The organism is Methanosarcina baikalica (genome assembly GCF_031461075.1).
In the GTDB taxonomy this organism is placed as follows: domain Archaea; phylum Halobacteriota; class Methanosarcinia; order Methanosarcinales; family Methanosarcinaceae; genus Methanosarcina; species Methanosarcina baikalica.
On sequence record NZ_JAVKPK010000043.1, the window covers coordinates 19,659 to 32,807 of the forward strand.

Consider the following 13,149-nt stretch of genomic DNA (forward strand, 5'->3'; position numbering starts at 1 on the left):
CGGGCAGATCTTACAGATTTAAGCGCCGGTTAAATTGTAACCTCGAAGAGAAATGAGCATTCATAATCATAACTCCTACATTCGGCAGCAAGCACATTCTAACATTTAAATATCCTTAATTGTTATTTTTTGCAGGTTCACTTAAAAACCAGTATCACACGGGCTATATATCTAACATTATTTGTCATTTACCTCATTTATCATAAATATATATTAATTATGTTATGGTTAACATTTAGTAATTTTTGATTTAAATTGAATTTCAAAAGTCCTGAAAAAAACGATATCAATAGAAAAATTGAATGGATTTTTATGTCGACCTGCCGAAAGCAGGATAACTGCTTTAAGATTCTCTCTGGAATAAAAAAGACTTTTATTCTCTAAATCCAAATACGAATTGAATATTTTCGATTAATATTATTTGGGGGGTAAAATGACTACAGCTGTAGAAACGAAAGTTCCGTATAACGTATTAAATATCGAAAGATGTATGTGTTCGCAGTGTCCTGTCCAGGCTGCCAGTATATGTGCCCGGGAGACGTTTAGTAGCTTAAAAAACGAAATTAAATTAGGTGAAGCTCCAGAACCTCAAAAAGTTCCAGGAGTCTACTGTTCGACAGGTGCTGCTACCTGTGTAGATCTGAACCCCAACAAACAGTGTATCTGCAAAACCTGTGCTGTCTGGGGAGATTATTGCCTGGAACACGCAAACCCGATGATGTATTTCTGCACTATCGGTAGAGCAGACTGATTCTCTTGTTTTCCATGAGAGTGAATTATTTATCCTATCCTACAATATTTTTATAAACCGGTTCAAGAAATTCTCTGAAGGCTTCGATTTTTTTTCAATATGATCATCTTTTAAAGTTTATTCTCTAACCTCAACTCTTACTAACTATTGATACAATGAAAGTGACTTTGAAAAGTTCTGATCGAGTACACTCACCTTGTTCCGGATAATTCGACAACAGACCGAATGTTTACGATTTACAATAACTGACCCCTACAACCACAAATCAGGATTTTTAAGCCAAAATCGACGCTCTCAGGCCCCGTCTTCAAGGCTTTTCCTTGCAGCACAACTTTCAACGGACGCGCATGCAACAGCTTTTGCAACAGCTAGTACTACATGTTTGTCAAGGGCGCCGGGAATAATATGATCTTCGGAAAGCTCACTGACATTTACGACTTCTGCAAGGGCATAAGCTGCAGCCATTTCCATCTCAGGTGTAACTTTCCTTGCACATGTGTTAAGAGCACCTTTGAAAACGCCCGGAAAACTCAGGCAATTGTTAAGCTGGTTTGGAAAGTCTGACCTACCTGTAGCAACAATCCTGGCTCCTGCCCTCTTTGCGGCATCAGGCATAATTTCAGGGATAGGGTTTGCCATAGCCATTACAATTGCATCTTTTGCCATTGAACGAACCATATCCTCAGTAACGATGCCTCCGACGGATACTCCAATGAAAAGGTCAGCATCATGGAAGGCATTTTCAAGGCCTCCTTTCAACTTCCCTGGGTTTGTAAGCTTTGCAATTTCTTCTTTTACCGGGTTCATGCCTTCTTCTCGTCCCTCATACACAAGCCCTTTGGTATCACAGGCAAGGATTTTTGCGGGATCTGCTCCTGCCCTAATCAGGAATTTGAGAATTGCAACCCCTGCAGCCCCGATCCCTGAGATTACTATTTTGAGCTTATTCAAATCCTTATTTACAATTTTAAGAGCATTGAGAAGCCCGGCAAAAACCACAATAGCTGTCCCGTGCTGGTCGTCGTGGACGACAGGGATATCGAGTTCTTCGCGCAGCCTTGCCTCGATTTCAAAGCAGCGAGGTGCACTGATATCCTCAAGGTTAATGCCTCCGAAAGCGGGAGCAAGATACCTGACCGCTTTTATTATTTCTTCGGTTTCCTGCGTGTCCAGGCAGATAGGAAAAGCGTCAATACCTGCGAATTCTTTGAAGATAATCGCTTTTCCCTCCATAACAGGCAAAGCAGCGTAAGGTCCTATATTCCCAAGCCCGAGCACTGCAGACCCGTCGGTAACTACAGCAACTGTATTTTTCTTCAGGGTATAGAGGTACGCAAGATCCGGGTCAGCGCTTATTTTCCGGCACGGTTCGGCGACCCCTGGCGTATAGGCAACACTGAGATCATGTATCGTGCGAAGGCGGACTTTGCTTGCGACCTCCAGTACACCCCCGAATCTCCTGTGCATGGCAAGCGATTCCTGATAAAATGACGCGTGCATATCCCTGTCTTCTTTCGGGTCCTTTTCCGAATTCATTCCTGAATTTTGTTCCAGATCTCCTTCCGAGCCTAAAATCGAACGCATTTTTCTGATTCTAATACCCCCATAAAGATATTAAGTACTGAGAGGGAAGATGTCACCAGACTAATCTCTAAGAAATAAAATTCCTTGCGTAATAGTCTGTACAAACCGTAAATAAACCCAATGGGATGTAATTTGCACATAAAGATCTGCATTTAACCAAATTCAGATATTATAACCGCTGGAAACACCACAGAGCACGAATAAATTCACCTCAGTTCCTATAAACACGGAAAGCATATACATATTCAGGAGAATACCCCTCTATGCAAATTAAGGGAATAGCTCGTGATACCCTCAACTTCGTCCTCGAAGCAAGCAAGTCCATGGCTCCTGAGGAATTTGCCGGACTTTTGCAGGAAAAAGACGGCATTATTACTGAAGTGCTTATACTGCCTGGTACCGAATCCAGCGATACGAATGCAGTTCTCAGGCTTTTTATGATGCCGAACATTAAAGCAGTAGGCTCGGTCCATAGCCATCCGGGTCCGAACCGAAGTCCTTCAGAGGCTGACCTGCACCTTTTTTCAAAAACAGGAAATTACCATATAATAGTGGGTCGCCCCTACGATAGGCAGAGCTGGACATGCTATGACAGGGAGGGAAAAGCAAGAGAACTTCCTGTGCTTGATGTGGAATTTGAGGATTTGGAGGAGATATGACATTAAAACCGGTTGCTTTCTACCGGAAAGAGTTCATGTGGGAAGGTACGTTTTCTTGCAATTCCGACAATTGATAAGCCTGAGAATAGTCCGCTTCTGCTATTATTCTTAACCAAAGTGCTTTTCCAGGTTTTGCCTTAATAAGGTTAAAAATTTAAAAGAGATGTAGTATCTGATTGCCGGGAAATGCTTTCTGCATTTAAATATAAATAACTTTAGTTAGTTATGGAAATTTTCCAGCAGTTAACAAAATCCTAATCTTACCCTTCTTTCCGGTCAGCTACCAAAAATGTTTTATTTACATATACATATTATTTAGAGGATACACCTTTTTACTTAGATATCTGGAGAGAAGTGATTTCTAGCTTCTGAGGTCGTATCCGGGCAAACATTCTGGGATGAAAACCAGATAGCCTTCACAGATCTGGAGGTAGTAATTCGAATGCCTACATGCCAAGATTGCAGGTTTTATACGGCTATTGATGAACTAAAGGGTGAATGTTTCAGCCTCGGCTTTGAAGTACGCGGGAAAACCGATTCCAAGAAGTGCCCGGAGCGGGCATTCAGGCCAGATAAAGGTCCTAAATCGAAAAGATCCGGAGCAGCAAGATATTCAGAATAAATGCTAAAGGATCAGGGACAGAAAAAGGCTCCAAAAAGAGGTTTACAGTGTAATGAATTGAAGCAGATCTTCAGCCTGGACATAAACTGCCGGAAAGCACAAAAATAATTTATCATAATTTTTCTTTTTTGCTTGCCGGAATTAAAAGAGCTTAAATTAAATCTCATTTAATTTTTTATCTTACATCTACTTTTGTACTTTCACTTTTCAATTACGGCCACAATGAACAGTATCCATTAATCAATTCATTTAACTTCAAGTGCGTAAGTCATAATAGGTAAATAAAATTTTATAGGTATAAAATTAGCCTTACTAACTCTCAGTTATTGGGCTTCAGTTGTAACTTCAAGGACTTCCTGGGCAATTTGGATGAGTCTGAACCAGGTGTTCAGGGCGGAGCGAAGGGAAACCGGGTCTTTGGCTTTCACGCTCAATACCAGCGTGTTTGCGTCCTCAAGGGATAGTTCTATTGCAGACCTTTCTGAAAAGTTATCATTAAGCTCGGGCAGGACAACCCTGTAGATCGTTTCTGCAGTTTCGGTCTCAAAAGTAAATTCTGCGAAAAGTTTCAAGAAATTCCTCCTGAAAAAATCTAGCTCCTTAAATGGACTCCGAAAAGATCCGAAAAGATGGATTTGCAATTTTGCTTTGAAAATCGGTCTCGAAATTATAAACTTATAAAAATTGGGTTTTAAAATAAGGGTTTGGAGGTCAATACTTTTTAAAGCCTTTGATATTAAGTTTAAAAAGGGACTTTCCGCTGCCCATAAAATCGATCTCTTTTTCCCCAACCGCTATTAAAGTGGAACGGGAAGGGAGTTGATCAATTTTATCACTTTCAACCCTCTGAAAATGGAAAAAAGACTCAAAGGCATCCGCAACCTCTCCGTGGCCTGTGAGCGCGGGCTCAACATCCGGAAACCAGTAAGAATCGAGTTCCTGAGAATACCAGTCCGAAAACCTGATAGAAAAAAGAAGCTTTCCTTCATCAAAAAAGCTGAGTTCCCCGGGATTTCCGTGGTACTCTCCTACAACTATGAGAGGCCCACCCTCCACAAACTCCAGAAGTTCCTGCATGCCCATCTTTCCACGCGTCATAGACCTGCCGGCTATAAACCGCGAAAGCAACTTGCAAAGCGTCCGGGTCTTTGCAGAAGGTTTACGAGAAGAAGTAACTAACATACTCCTTACTCGGCCTTGATGCGTTTGATGGTTGTAGGACGCTCTTTTACCAGGATTCTGTGTCCGCAGTAAGGACACCTTATACCTGTGTACTCGTAGTCGACTTCCACTTTCTGTTTACATCGAGTGCACTTATAACCCATACAACCACAACCTTAAATTTTTACTTTGCCTCAGCAATATTCTTCATCGTGCGCAACAGGGTCTGACCAACACTGGTATATGGAATATAGGTTCCGCCAGCGAAGGTGTGTCCGCATTTGCTACATTTCCAGATACCTGTTCCGATCCTTTTCACGGTCGGCCTGGCACATTTTGTACATACATGCGGGGCTCGCATGCGCTCTTCCAGATCTGCAACAAGCTTTCTGTCTTTTCTACCATATCTGGGACCGAATCTGCCTGCTGATCTGGAAATCCTTCCTTTCTTAGTGAATTTTTTTGCCATCGTTATAACTCCTTAAAATGTAAACGTTTAATCCGAAGTGATTTAACCTGGAACCGGCTGGCCCACGGGTCAGGTCCCTGAGACCCAGATTCTCCGGTTCTGTTAATCACCTATTGCACATGCGCTTAGACCGTAATACCGGCATTTAATATTTATATTTAATTAATCCTGCCCGATTTATTCTTGCTTTACCAGTGCTTCCAGGTAAAGTTCCCTGAGTTCGGCTGCCTTTTCGCATGCCATATCAATTGCTTCCAGCACTTCTGCCTCGGTAAAAGAAGCCGAGCCCATTTTCTGCATGCCGGCAACAGATCCGTCCGAACTCGAGACCACAGTCAATTTTGTCTCACAAACGGCTTCCTCATCCCGTGAAGGATCCACCATCAGCTTTGAGCCTATCTTTACAAGAGTCACGCCCACTGGTATCTCTTTCATTGCAAGGGGCACATTCATACCGATTCCCTGCTGTTCGTTCGGGACAATCGTGGTCATCAGAGCCGCAATGGCAGCGAGACAGGACGCATCAATGAGATTTCCGTCGTCATTGAGGATATGAACATCTATGAAAACGATCCAGACGGATTCTCCAACGGTTATGCAAAGCTTCTTTATATCAATTGCGCCCGATTCCCGGATACCCCTGTCTACGACCCTTGCCATTTCGATTGCCTCTTCTCTGGGCGGGCCTGGCTCAAACTCGGGAGAAGCAATAGGGTTGAGTTCCAGGTTAGTAATAATCACGCCTTCATCTTGCGAGTCTGGAAAAGGAGTCCCGGTCTGGAGCTTCACTCCTACAAGGACCTGGGTGTCTCCAAGGGTAACCTTTGCCGAGCCTTCGGCTTTGGAAATAATATTTGTTTCGAGTTTGAGGTCCCTGAAATCCTTAAATCCGCGCCCGTCCTGGCGCTTTCCTTTGACCATAAGGTTGTAAATATAGTCCTTCTTAAGTGTAGCAATAATCTCACTCATCTTTTTCACCTCTGCTTCCGGATTCAGAGGGGTCTTTTACGACTTTCCAGGGTCCTTCGCACTTTTCTTCTTCAGGCTCCTCTACAGACTCTTCTTCAGCTTCTAGTTCTTCGGCAGGAGCCTCTTCCCTGGACTCAGCTTCTGACTCAACCTCTGGTTCGGATTCAAGAGTTTCTTCAGAAGCAGCTTCTTCAATTCCGGCTTCCTCTTCAACCTGGAGTTCTTCTGCAGGCTGGGGTTCCTCTTCAACAAATTCCTCAATCTCAGACTCGAATCCTGTTTCTTCTTCCCCGGAAACGGCCTCTTCGGGCTCAAGTTCTTCAACTTCGTCAGGTTCGGAAACTTCCTCAAAAGATGCCTCAAAAGAAGCCTCAAAATCAGCTTCGTCTTCTTCAGCCTTTTCTTCGATTTCAGATTCAATTACTTCTTCTATAGTTTCCTCTTCTATTCCGGCCTCAGCTTCTTTAATTATCTCTTCAAGCTCATCGAGTTCGGGAACCGCTTCAGTAACAGCGCCAGCTTCAGAAATATCTTCCGAGACCGCATCTTCAAATTCTTCGGTTTCTTTAAGGGCCTCTTCAACAACTGCTACCTTTGAAGCGTATTCAAGGGGGGCTTCTGCCTCTACGACTTCATTCTCAGTATTTGAAGTCTCCGCGGCCTCTTCTGCAAGCTCCCCCATAGGGGTTTCAAACTTTTTTCTAAGGACTGCCTGCTGAATTTCGAGAATTTCCTTGCAGCCTTTCTTTACGAGCTCGAGACCTTCCCTGATTTCCTCAGGAGTAAGGTGCCCGTCCATCTGGACCAGGGTGATTTCTCCATCCTGGGTCATTGCTACAGGAAAATCAGCGTCACCATAATTATCCTCGTCCTTGTTGAGGTCAAGCACTATCTTCCCGTCAATTTTTCCGAAGGCACAAGAGGTAATGAGGCCCTTCATCGGAATTCCGGCATCTGCAAGAGCTACGCTTGAAGCATTGATTGCTGCTGTCCTTGTCCCTGCATCGGCCTGAAGCACTTCCACAAAAATATCAATTGCTGTTTTCGGGAAAAGCTCTGCCATAATTACCGGCTCGAAAGCTTCCCTCGAAACCTTTGAAATTTCGATGCTCCGTCTGCTTGGTCCGGGCCTGGCACGGTCTTCCACAGAAAAAGAAGCCATATTATACTTGTAACGGATAACTGCAGTATCTGCGCGCTGTGAACGGCGGGGATGCGCTTCTCTCGGGCCAAATACGCCTACCAGGATTTTGTTCCGGCCCCATTCAAGATAACATGAACCGTCGGCTCTGGAAAGTACGCCGATCTCAATTTTCATGGGCCTGATTTCATCCGCACGCCTCCCGTCAAGGCGCAGCCCATCGTCAGTGATTAATTTTTCAGGTTTATCACTCATACTTTAATCTCCAAAAAACTCCTAAAACAACTACTCTACAGAAGCTTCCTTAAAAATCCCTCATGACTATCCGGAATTCAATTATTCGGATCCAGCAATACATCGATCTTCCTGTATATTTCTTCGGAATGATCTTCTTTTGCTAACTTCACATCTTTATTTCCACTTTTAAAAAACTTAACGGGCCTGGATTCTTTCGGCCTAATCCGCTCATTTTTCAAAAAGTTATAGATCCGATCTGTCAATCCGGAACGCTGAGCTTCGACTTCGATCTTCCGGAGAGCCTTACTCAAAAGCTCCACATCTTCGTCCTTTCCATCGATCCATATTCTGCCGTTTTGGCCAACAAAAATGCTGCAGTTCGTTTCTTTCTTCAGCATTGAGATCATGGAACCTCCGTGTCCTATCACACGTGGGACTTTCACAGGCTCAACTTCGACAATCTGGCCTGTTTTAAGCTTATGGAAGTTCGAATCCCGTAGGGCAAGCTCGACTTTCATGGAACTGTCTACATCTTTTACCCTGAGGATTACAGAATCTCCTACACTCAGAATTTCAGACATCTCCCGGGATTCAACTCTTCTCGGATATTCGGATACATGGAACAGGCCATCATAAGGAGAGGCAATGTTCATTATCCAGTTGGATGGCGTAACCACAATGACGATCCCGATCACCACATCATTTACGGAAGGAATATAGGCTCCCGCTAGAGGGATCACTCCAACTTTATCCTCTTTGAGATTTTCAATACCACAAAACGAAGAATAGATCTTGTCGTTCTTGACATAAGTCCCGTATCCGGCTTTTTTCGTATTCTCGGATAGCAGGTCACCAGGGATCACTATTTTTTTATCCATCCAACATCCTCTTATAAAAGTTTAGTTTGAGCCTCTCCCTTCGTAAGATGATTTATAAGAGCGTAAAAATCAGTCTGGACTCCTGCCGGAATTCTTACCACTGCAACCCAGGAGCCGTCACGCTGCCATTCTTCTTTCGTAATGCTTCCGGCCTTGGAAATATCTCCGTATGCTTTGGGAGCATATTCGGGAGGGATTTTCACAGCAATATTTATTTCTTCAAAGCGTATGGGTATAAGCGGGCGAATAGCTTTCATTGTAATATTTACCAGCTGATCCACGCTTTTTAAGGGGTCTATATGCACCTTTGCTTCTTCCATCGCCCTTTCAATCCTTGCGGGAGGATGCGGTGCTCTTGTCTGGGGATTTATTGCATTTCTGGAAATGGTATAGATAACTTTTCTCCTTTTTTCCTCAAGCATGCGTTTTCTTTGCTCAGCTGTAAGCTGAAGCTCGCCGTTTTTAAGAATCACGGCAGCAATCTCAAGGGGGTCCGCCGTCTCAAAAGAATTAATAATATCAGATTCCGCTGCCCGGTCCCCTCGGTTCGCGTCTTCGAAGATAGTTTCAACTGCCAGAACGTCTTCCAGGTTTACTTCTTCTCCTCGCTTGTAGGCCAGAGCCCCTTCGGGCTCGACCAGGACTTCGAAATGTTTGCTGCCTCTTTTTAACCGTGCAGTCACTGCCTCGTCCAGGGACACCATCTTCAGATACCTTCTCCAAAATTTAAGTTTGAGAATCAGAGAATTCTCTGATTACCCATTCTCTAAATATGATATAGGTTTTACTCTTTGTGTTCAGTTCCTTGATGTTTCTCAAGGATCTGGTTAACATAACTATCAACTTCTTCAGGAACTAATTTTCTGAACTTCTTATCCTTAACGGACACAATACCCACTTCAAGAGTACCGGCATCGAATTTGCCTTCAGCAGCTTTATAGAGCGCATCCATCCCGAGGAGAATAGCCGCATCAATGTTCATATCTTCCCTGTAGTCCGCCTCAAAGACCTCAACAACCGCATTTCTGCCTGCTCCTATAGCTGTTGCCTTGTATTCCAGAAGAGCGCCGCTCGGGTCTGTCTCAAATAGCCTTGGCGCATTGTCTTCTACGCCTGCAATCAGGAGTGCAGTCCCGTAGGGACGAACTCCCCCATACTGGGTGTAGGTCTGCTTGTGGTCGCAGATTTTTTTGGAGATAACCTCAACACCTATGGGTTCGTCATAAGAAACCCTGTTGACCTGCGCTTCTACACGGGCCCTATCAATAAGAGAACGAGCGTCTGCTACAAGTCCTGAGGTTGCAGCTCCTATATGGTCATCAATCTGGAAAATTTTTTCAATAGATTCAGCTTCCACAAGCCTGCTCGTTATTCTCTTGTCAACCAGCAGCACTACCCCATCAGCTGCCTTGATTCCCACGGCTGTTGTTCCCCTTTTGACCGCTTCGCGGGCATATTCTACCTGAAAAAGTCTTCCGTCGGGGCTAAAAACCGTAATTGCCCTGTCATAGCCCATCTGTGGTGCCATCTGCATATTCCGTATCTCCCTTAAATTATATTCTATATTGTTTGCAATCTTCCCGGTCAGAGACCGGTCTTTTTTCCTTTAAGATCTCTATCCGCACGATCGTCAGCTAAATCACCGCCTTCCCCAAAAAGGCTTTGGTCAGTGATCGTAAACTGTACGGATATCCCGAAAATTCAGGAACTGGAAGTCCTCGACCTGGCATTCAGGTAAGGAAACCGATTTTTGATTTCCTATAACGTATTTCTTCCTTATTAGAGTTTTTAACCTTTCATTCGGAACTTTCAATCCTGAAAGATTTTTTCGGACGAAACCAGCGGAAAATACCCCGTTAAAGGGAATTCAAAGGCACTTCTACCCTGCAAAGTACATTTTCCAAGCATAATCTGGATTCGTGCACTTGAGGGACCTTTTTAATGGTTTTTTAAGGTCCTTTTCAATGTTAACTAAGTCCGTTAATAAAGTGTATTTACTCAGTTATAATGCTTGTGAAAGCCAGGGTTTTCCGGTACTTTAAGCCGGATTTCGGTACCTCTGCGGAAATATTTTAGCTTCTACAGTTTCACTGCATGCGGATTTCAGGCTGCCTTTCGATAAGGCCCGCAGTCATCCGAACTTAATTCTCAGAAGTTTCGGGACAACTATCTTTATGTCAATCAGTCCTGCCAACCAATATTATACTTCGTTGCACTAATACTCATTCATCATAATATATATTAGACAGCGTCCTGACAGTTTATTAATAGCTTCCTGGCAGCTCCGGAGCTGAAGATATTTAATCCTGTCAAAAAGCCAGTAACGCCCGAAAAAAGGCTGAATTTAGCCTTACTGAGTCTTATATTGTCTGAATTCTTCAGAAGTTCCGGGTTTTACCTTGTTTTCGGGCTCAAATGCCGTACGATTCTGGATAAATTTTTCAGTGGCTCTTTTAACCGTGCCTGAAGTTCCAAGTATGTACAGAGTCGCCCTTCTTCCATTAACCCGGGTTAGAGCTGCCAGGGATGCCCTTGTTTCTTTTACCTTCTTATGGGAACACTGGATAATGCCCTTCCGGTCTTCAAACCCGAGCACCTTAATGTCACATTCGCTGGCAGTGACGTCCCCAAGTAGCGAGGACGCAGAGGACATGACCTCCCTGACCAGGTCACTCCTGCTTACGGGCTCCTCGGAAATCAGCTCAAAGGCCAGATCGCGTTTTTTCGCACGAAGGGAAGGAAGCAGGCGCTTCAAAAGTAATCTCCCTCCTCAAGCACTTCGACTCCTTCTCTTATATATCCGGGGCCGGGGCTGTTCCTTGAAAGGATTTTTTCGGGCGCTGTACTTATAGCTTCAAGTGCCTCATCTTCTTCAAGCCCGCAGACTTCAGCCAGAGCGAGTGTTTCCATTGGAGAACGAAGGTCAAAACAGGACATCGCATCGCTCGAAAGGACAAGGGAAACGTCGTATTTCCTGGCAAGGTCAAGGTTTGCCCTGAGATCCGACAACATGCGGATGCGCCTTGAACCTCTCGAATGAAGGAAAGGCCTCAGTGTCAGACCAATTGCAACGTCGTTTTCAGCTGCTGCTTTTGCAAGCACCTGGTTTAACCCGCTACTCTTATCAAAAGCCGGATGGTTTAGTATGTCTACCCGGGGGTTCTCCAATGCAGCCCTGTTGACAGCTTCGGAACCTCCGTGCACTATCAGAACATCTACTGACTTCCGGTATTTTCCGATCAGCCCGTGAAGTTTCGAAGGATTCTCCTCTACAAGCTCGATTCCCCTGAAAATTTCGAACCCCTCAGGAGAGGTTATTAAAGGCCGCGATTGAGGAAGCTTATCAGAGTGGTTTGCAAGCGCAATCCCACTGTATCTGAAGTGCCGGGCAAGGGCAGCCAGTTGCTCAACAGTATTATCCCCATCAGGAATTGCATGAACGCAAAAATCGTAGAATTTCGGTTTACCCAAACAACTCCTCCACTATAGCTCCGGCTTTTTCCCAGTTCTTCGGATAGGTCTCGATCTTTACTTTTGCAGTGATCGCATCCGAGGAATCGGTAAATTTCACCTGCTGCAGATATGCAGCCTGTTTGTCAAAGCGAAGATGGAAGACTTGATTATCGTCCAGCCTCTCAGGCATTTCGTCTCTGAGCCGTGCTACATCTTCTCCCGAAAATTTTTCATGGACAAAGCGGGCAAAACCCAGGCAGTCTGCCTTTCGTTTAAGCTGCACGCTCAGGATGGTGATGGGATTTCCATGGTGCCCTTCAGCCTCAAGCTCTTCAATCAGTTTACTCTCTTCCCGGACGCCGGCACCGGATAAAAAAAAGTCCAGAGTCATCTTGACTCTGGATACGTCTTCGGTTGCATGGGCGAGCACACGCAGCGTTATGTGATGAATCACTTGCCTCGACTCTGATGTGCACGGATGCTCGGCCTGGTTTTCTCAGTACCTTTTCCGCGTGTAGTCATGCCCCTACCCTTGCGACCAATGCTGGTTTTACCCCTTGAGGCTCTGCCTTTGATGGACGGGTCACAAATCCAGTTCAGATTCTTGTCGCTCTTTATTACAGGGTGATGCGGGTCTACAAGGATGACTTCAAACCATTTGTGCTTTCCATCTTCCCCTACCCAGTATGAGTTCAGAACTTCAAGGTTCGGGTATTTGCGGTCTGCACGGGCTTCGGCGATCCTCTGGATGCTTATTCCACCTGTGATCTTGTTCGTCCCCATTTTCTGGGTTCTTCTTCCACGTTTGGGCCTCGATTTACCAAGCCCTCCACGACGCACATTTACTCTGACAATGACAATTCCCTGCTTGGCTTTGTATCCAAGGGAGCGTGCCCTGTCAATCCTGGTCGGTCTTTCTATTCTGGTCACAGACCCCTGCTTTCTCCAGACCTGCATGCGCTCCCAACGGAGCTCGTTCACGTAAGTCTCATCAGGGTTTTTCCATGCATCGCGTATGTATCCGTAAAAAGATTTTGCCAATTATAACACCAAGTTTCACTTATGTTTCACGGTTCAGCCCTGCCTGCAGGACCACATTCCAACGGGACCTAATCCCGAAAATGAAACATGCGATAAACTGAATCATTTGATTTAAAGCTTTGCCCATGCACAGGCTGATTAAAAGTTAAGGATCTGCACAAAGAGAAAAGATAGAAAATATTAG

Annotated in this window: 17 protein-coding genes; 3 read left to right on the plus strand and 14 right to left on the minus strand. The window is 44.6% G+C overall.

Annotated features, from left to right (window positions below; genetic code table 11):
- The first annotated feature begins 433 nt into the window (after positions 1 to 433).
- Entirely contained in the window at positions 434 to 751 is a 318-nt protein-coding gene (locus tag RG963_RS10870; protein ID WP_310576295.1) for a DUF2769 domain-containing protein, read from the plus strand.
- Positions 752 to 1,045: 294 nt separating this feature from the next.
- On the opposite strand, the gene RG963_RS10875 is transcribed toward RG963_RS10870, so the two are convergent.
- Positions 1,046 to 2,335, minus strand: a complete 1,290-nt coding sequence (locus RG963_RS10875) for an NADP-dependent malic enzyme (protein ID WP_310576296.1) — start codon at positions 2,333 to 2,335, stop codon at positions 1,046 to 1,048.
- Positions 2,336 to 2,598: 263 nt separating this feature from the next.
- Between RG963_RS10875 and RG963_RS10880 the strand changes: the two genes are divergently transcribed.
- Positions 2,599 to 2,994, plus strand: coding sequence for a Mov34/MPN/PAD-1 family protein (locus RG963_RS10880; protein ID WP_310576297.1), 396 nt, complete (start codon positions 2,599 to 2,601; stop codon positions 2,992 to 2,994).
- Positions 2,995 to 3,436: 442 nt separating this feature from the next.
- Complete coding sequence (locus RG963_RS10885) at positions 3,437 to 3,616, plus strand: hypothetical protein (RefSeq protein ID WP_310576298.1); 180 nt, start codon at positions 3,437 to 3,439, stop codon at positions 3,614 to 3,616.
- Between the two features lie 323 nt (positions 3,617 to 3,939).
- Here the strand turns inward: RG963_RS10885 and RG963_RS10890 are convergent, their stop codons facing one another.
- From RG963_RS10890 to RG963_RS10950, 13 genes are all read right to left on the minus strand, one after another.
- Positions 3,940 to 4,188 (minus strand): KEOPS complex subunit Pcc1, encoded by a 249-nt coding sequence (locus RG963_RS10890; protein WP_310576299.1) that lies wholly within the window; start codon positions 4,186 to 4,188, stop codon positions 3,940 to 3,942.
- Between the two features lie 139 nt (positions 4,189 to 4,327).
- Positions 4,328 to 4,798 (minus strand): rRNA maturation protein, encoded by a 471-nt coding sequence (locus tag RG963_RS10895; protein WP_310576300.1) that lies wholly within the window; start codon positions 4,796 to 4,798, stop codon positions 4,328 to 4,330.
- A 5-nt stretch (positions 4,799 to 4,803) separates the two neighbouring features.
- Positions 4,804 to 4,941, minus strand: a complete 138-nt coding sequence (locus tag RG963_RS10900) for a DNA-directed RNA polymerase subunit P (RefSeq protein WP_310576301.1) — start codon at positions 4,939 to 4,941, stop codon at positions 4,804 to 4,806.
- Positions 4,942 to 4,961: 20 nt separating this feature from the next.
- Positions 4,962 to 5,246, minus strand: a complete 285-nt coding sequence (locus RG963_RS10905) for a 50S ribosomal protein L37ae (protein ID WP_310576302.1) — start codon at positions 5,244 to 5,246, stop codon at positions 4,962 to 4,964.
- Between the two features lie 177 nt (positions 5,247 to 5,423).
- On the minus strand, positions 5,424 to 6,224 hold the full coding sequence (gene rrp42 / locus RG963_RS10910; protein WP_310576303.1) for an exosome complex protein Rrp42: 801 nt from the start codon (positions 6,222 to 6,224) through the stop codon (positions 5,424 to 5,426).
- Positions 6,208 to 7,611, minus strand: a complete 1,404-nt coding sequence (rrp41, locus tag RG963_RS10915; protein ID WP_310576304.1) for an exosome complex exonuclease Rrp41 — start codon at positions 7,609 to 7,611, stop codon at positions 6,208 to 6,210. Before rrp41 ends, rrp42 begins: the two co-directional genes overlap by 17 nt.
- Before the next feature lie 77 nt (positions 7,612 to 7,688).
- The gene (rrp4, locus tag RG963_RS10920; protein WP_310576305.1) at positions 7,689 to 8,471 is read right to left on the minus strand and encodes an exosome complex RNA-binding protein Rrp4; all 783 of its coding nucleotides are present in this window, start codon (positions 8,469 to 8,471) and stop codon (positions 7,689 to 7,691) included.
- An 11-nt stretch (positions 8,472 to 8,482) separates the two neighbouring features.
- Positions 8,483 to 9,175, minus strand: a complete 693-nt coding sequence (locus tag RG963_RS10925) for a ribosome assembly factor SBDS (protein ID WP_310576306.1) — start codon at positions 9,173 to 9,175, stop codon at positions 8,483 to 8,485.
- An 80-nt stretch (positions 9,176 to 9,255) separates the two neighbouring features.
- The gene (psmA, locus tag RG963_RS10930; RefSeq protein ID WP_310576307.1) at positions 9,256 to 10,005 is read right to left on the minus strand and encodes an archaeal proteasome endopeptidase complex subunit alpha; all 750 of its coding nucleotides are present in this window, start codon (positions 10,003 to 10,005) and stop codon (positions 9,256 to 9,258) included.
- Positions 10,006 to 10,821: 816 nt separating this feature from the next.
- Positions 10,822 to 11,226, minus strand: coding sequence for an Rpp14/Pop5 family protein (locus RG963_RS10935; RefSeq protein ID WP_310576308.1), 405 nt, complete (start codon positions 11,224 to 11,226; stop codon positions 10,822 to 10,824).
- A complete protein-coding gene (gene rnp3 / locus RG963_RS10940) occupies positions 11,223 to 11,942 on the minus strand; it encodes a ribonuclease P protein component 3 (protein WP_310576309.1) in 720 nt (239 codons plus the stop codon). Before rnp3 ends, RG963_RS10935 begins: the two co-directional genes overlap by 4 nt.
- Complete coding sequence (locus tag RG963_RS10945; RefSeq protein ID WP_310576310.1) at positions 11,935 to 12,378, minus strand: RNA-binding protein; 444 nt, start codon at positions 12,376 to 12,378, stop codon at positions 11,935 to 11,937. Before RG963_RS10945 ends, rnp3 begins: the two co-directional genes overlap by 8 nt.
- Positions 12,375 to 12,965: a 50S ribosomal protein L15e gene (locus RG963_RS10950; protein ID WP_310576311.1), complete on the minus strand. Its 591-nt coding sequence runs from the start codon at positions 12,963 to 12,965 to the stop codon at positions 12,375 to 12,377. The genes RG963_RS10945 and RG963_RS10950 overlap by 4 nt, the downstream gene beginning before the upstream one ends.
- Positions 12,966 to 13,149: the final 184 nt, after the last annotated feature.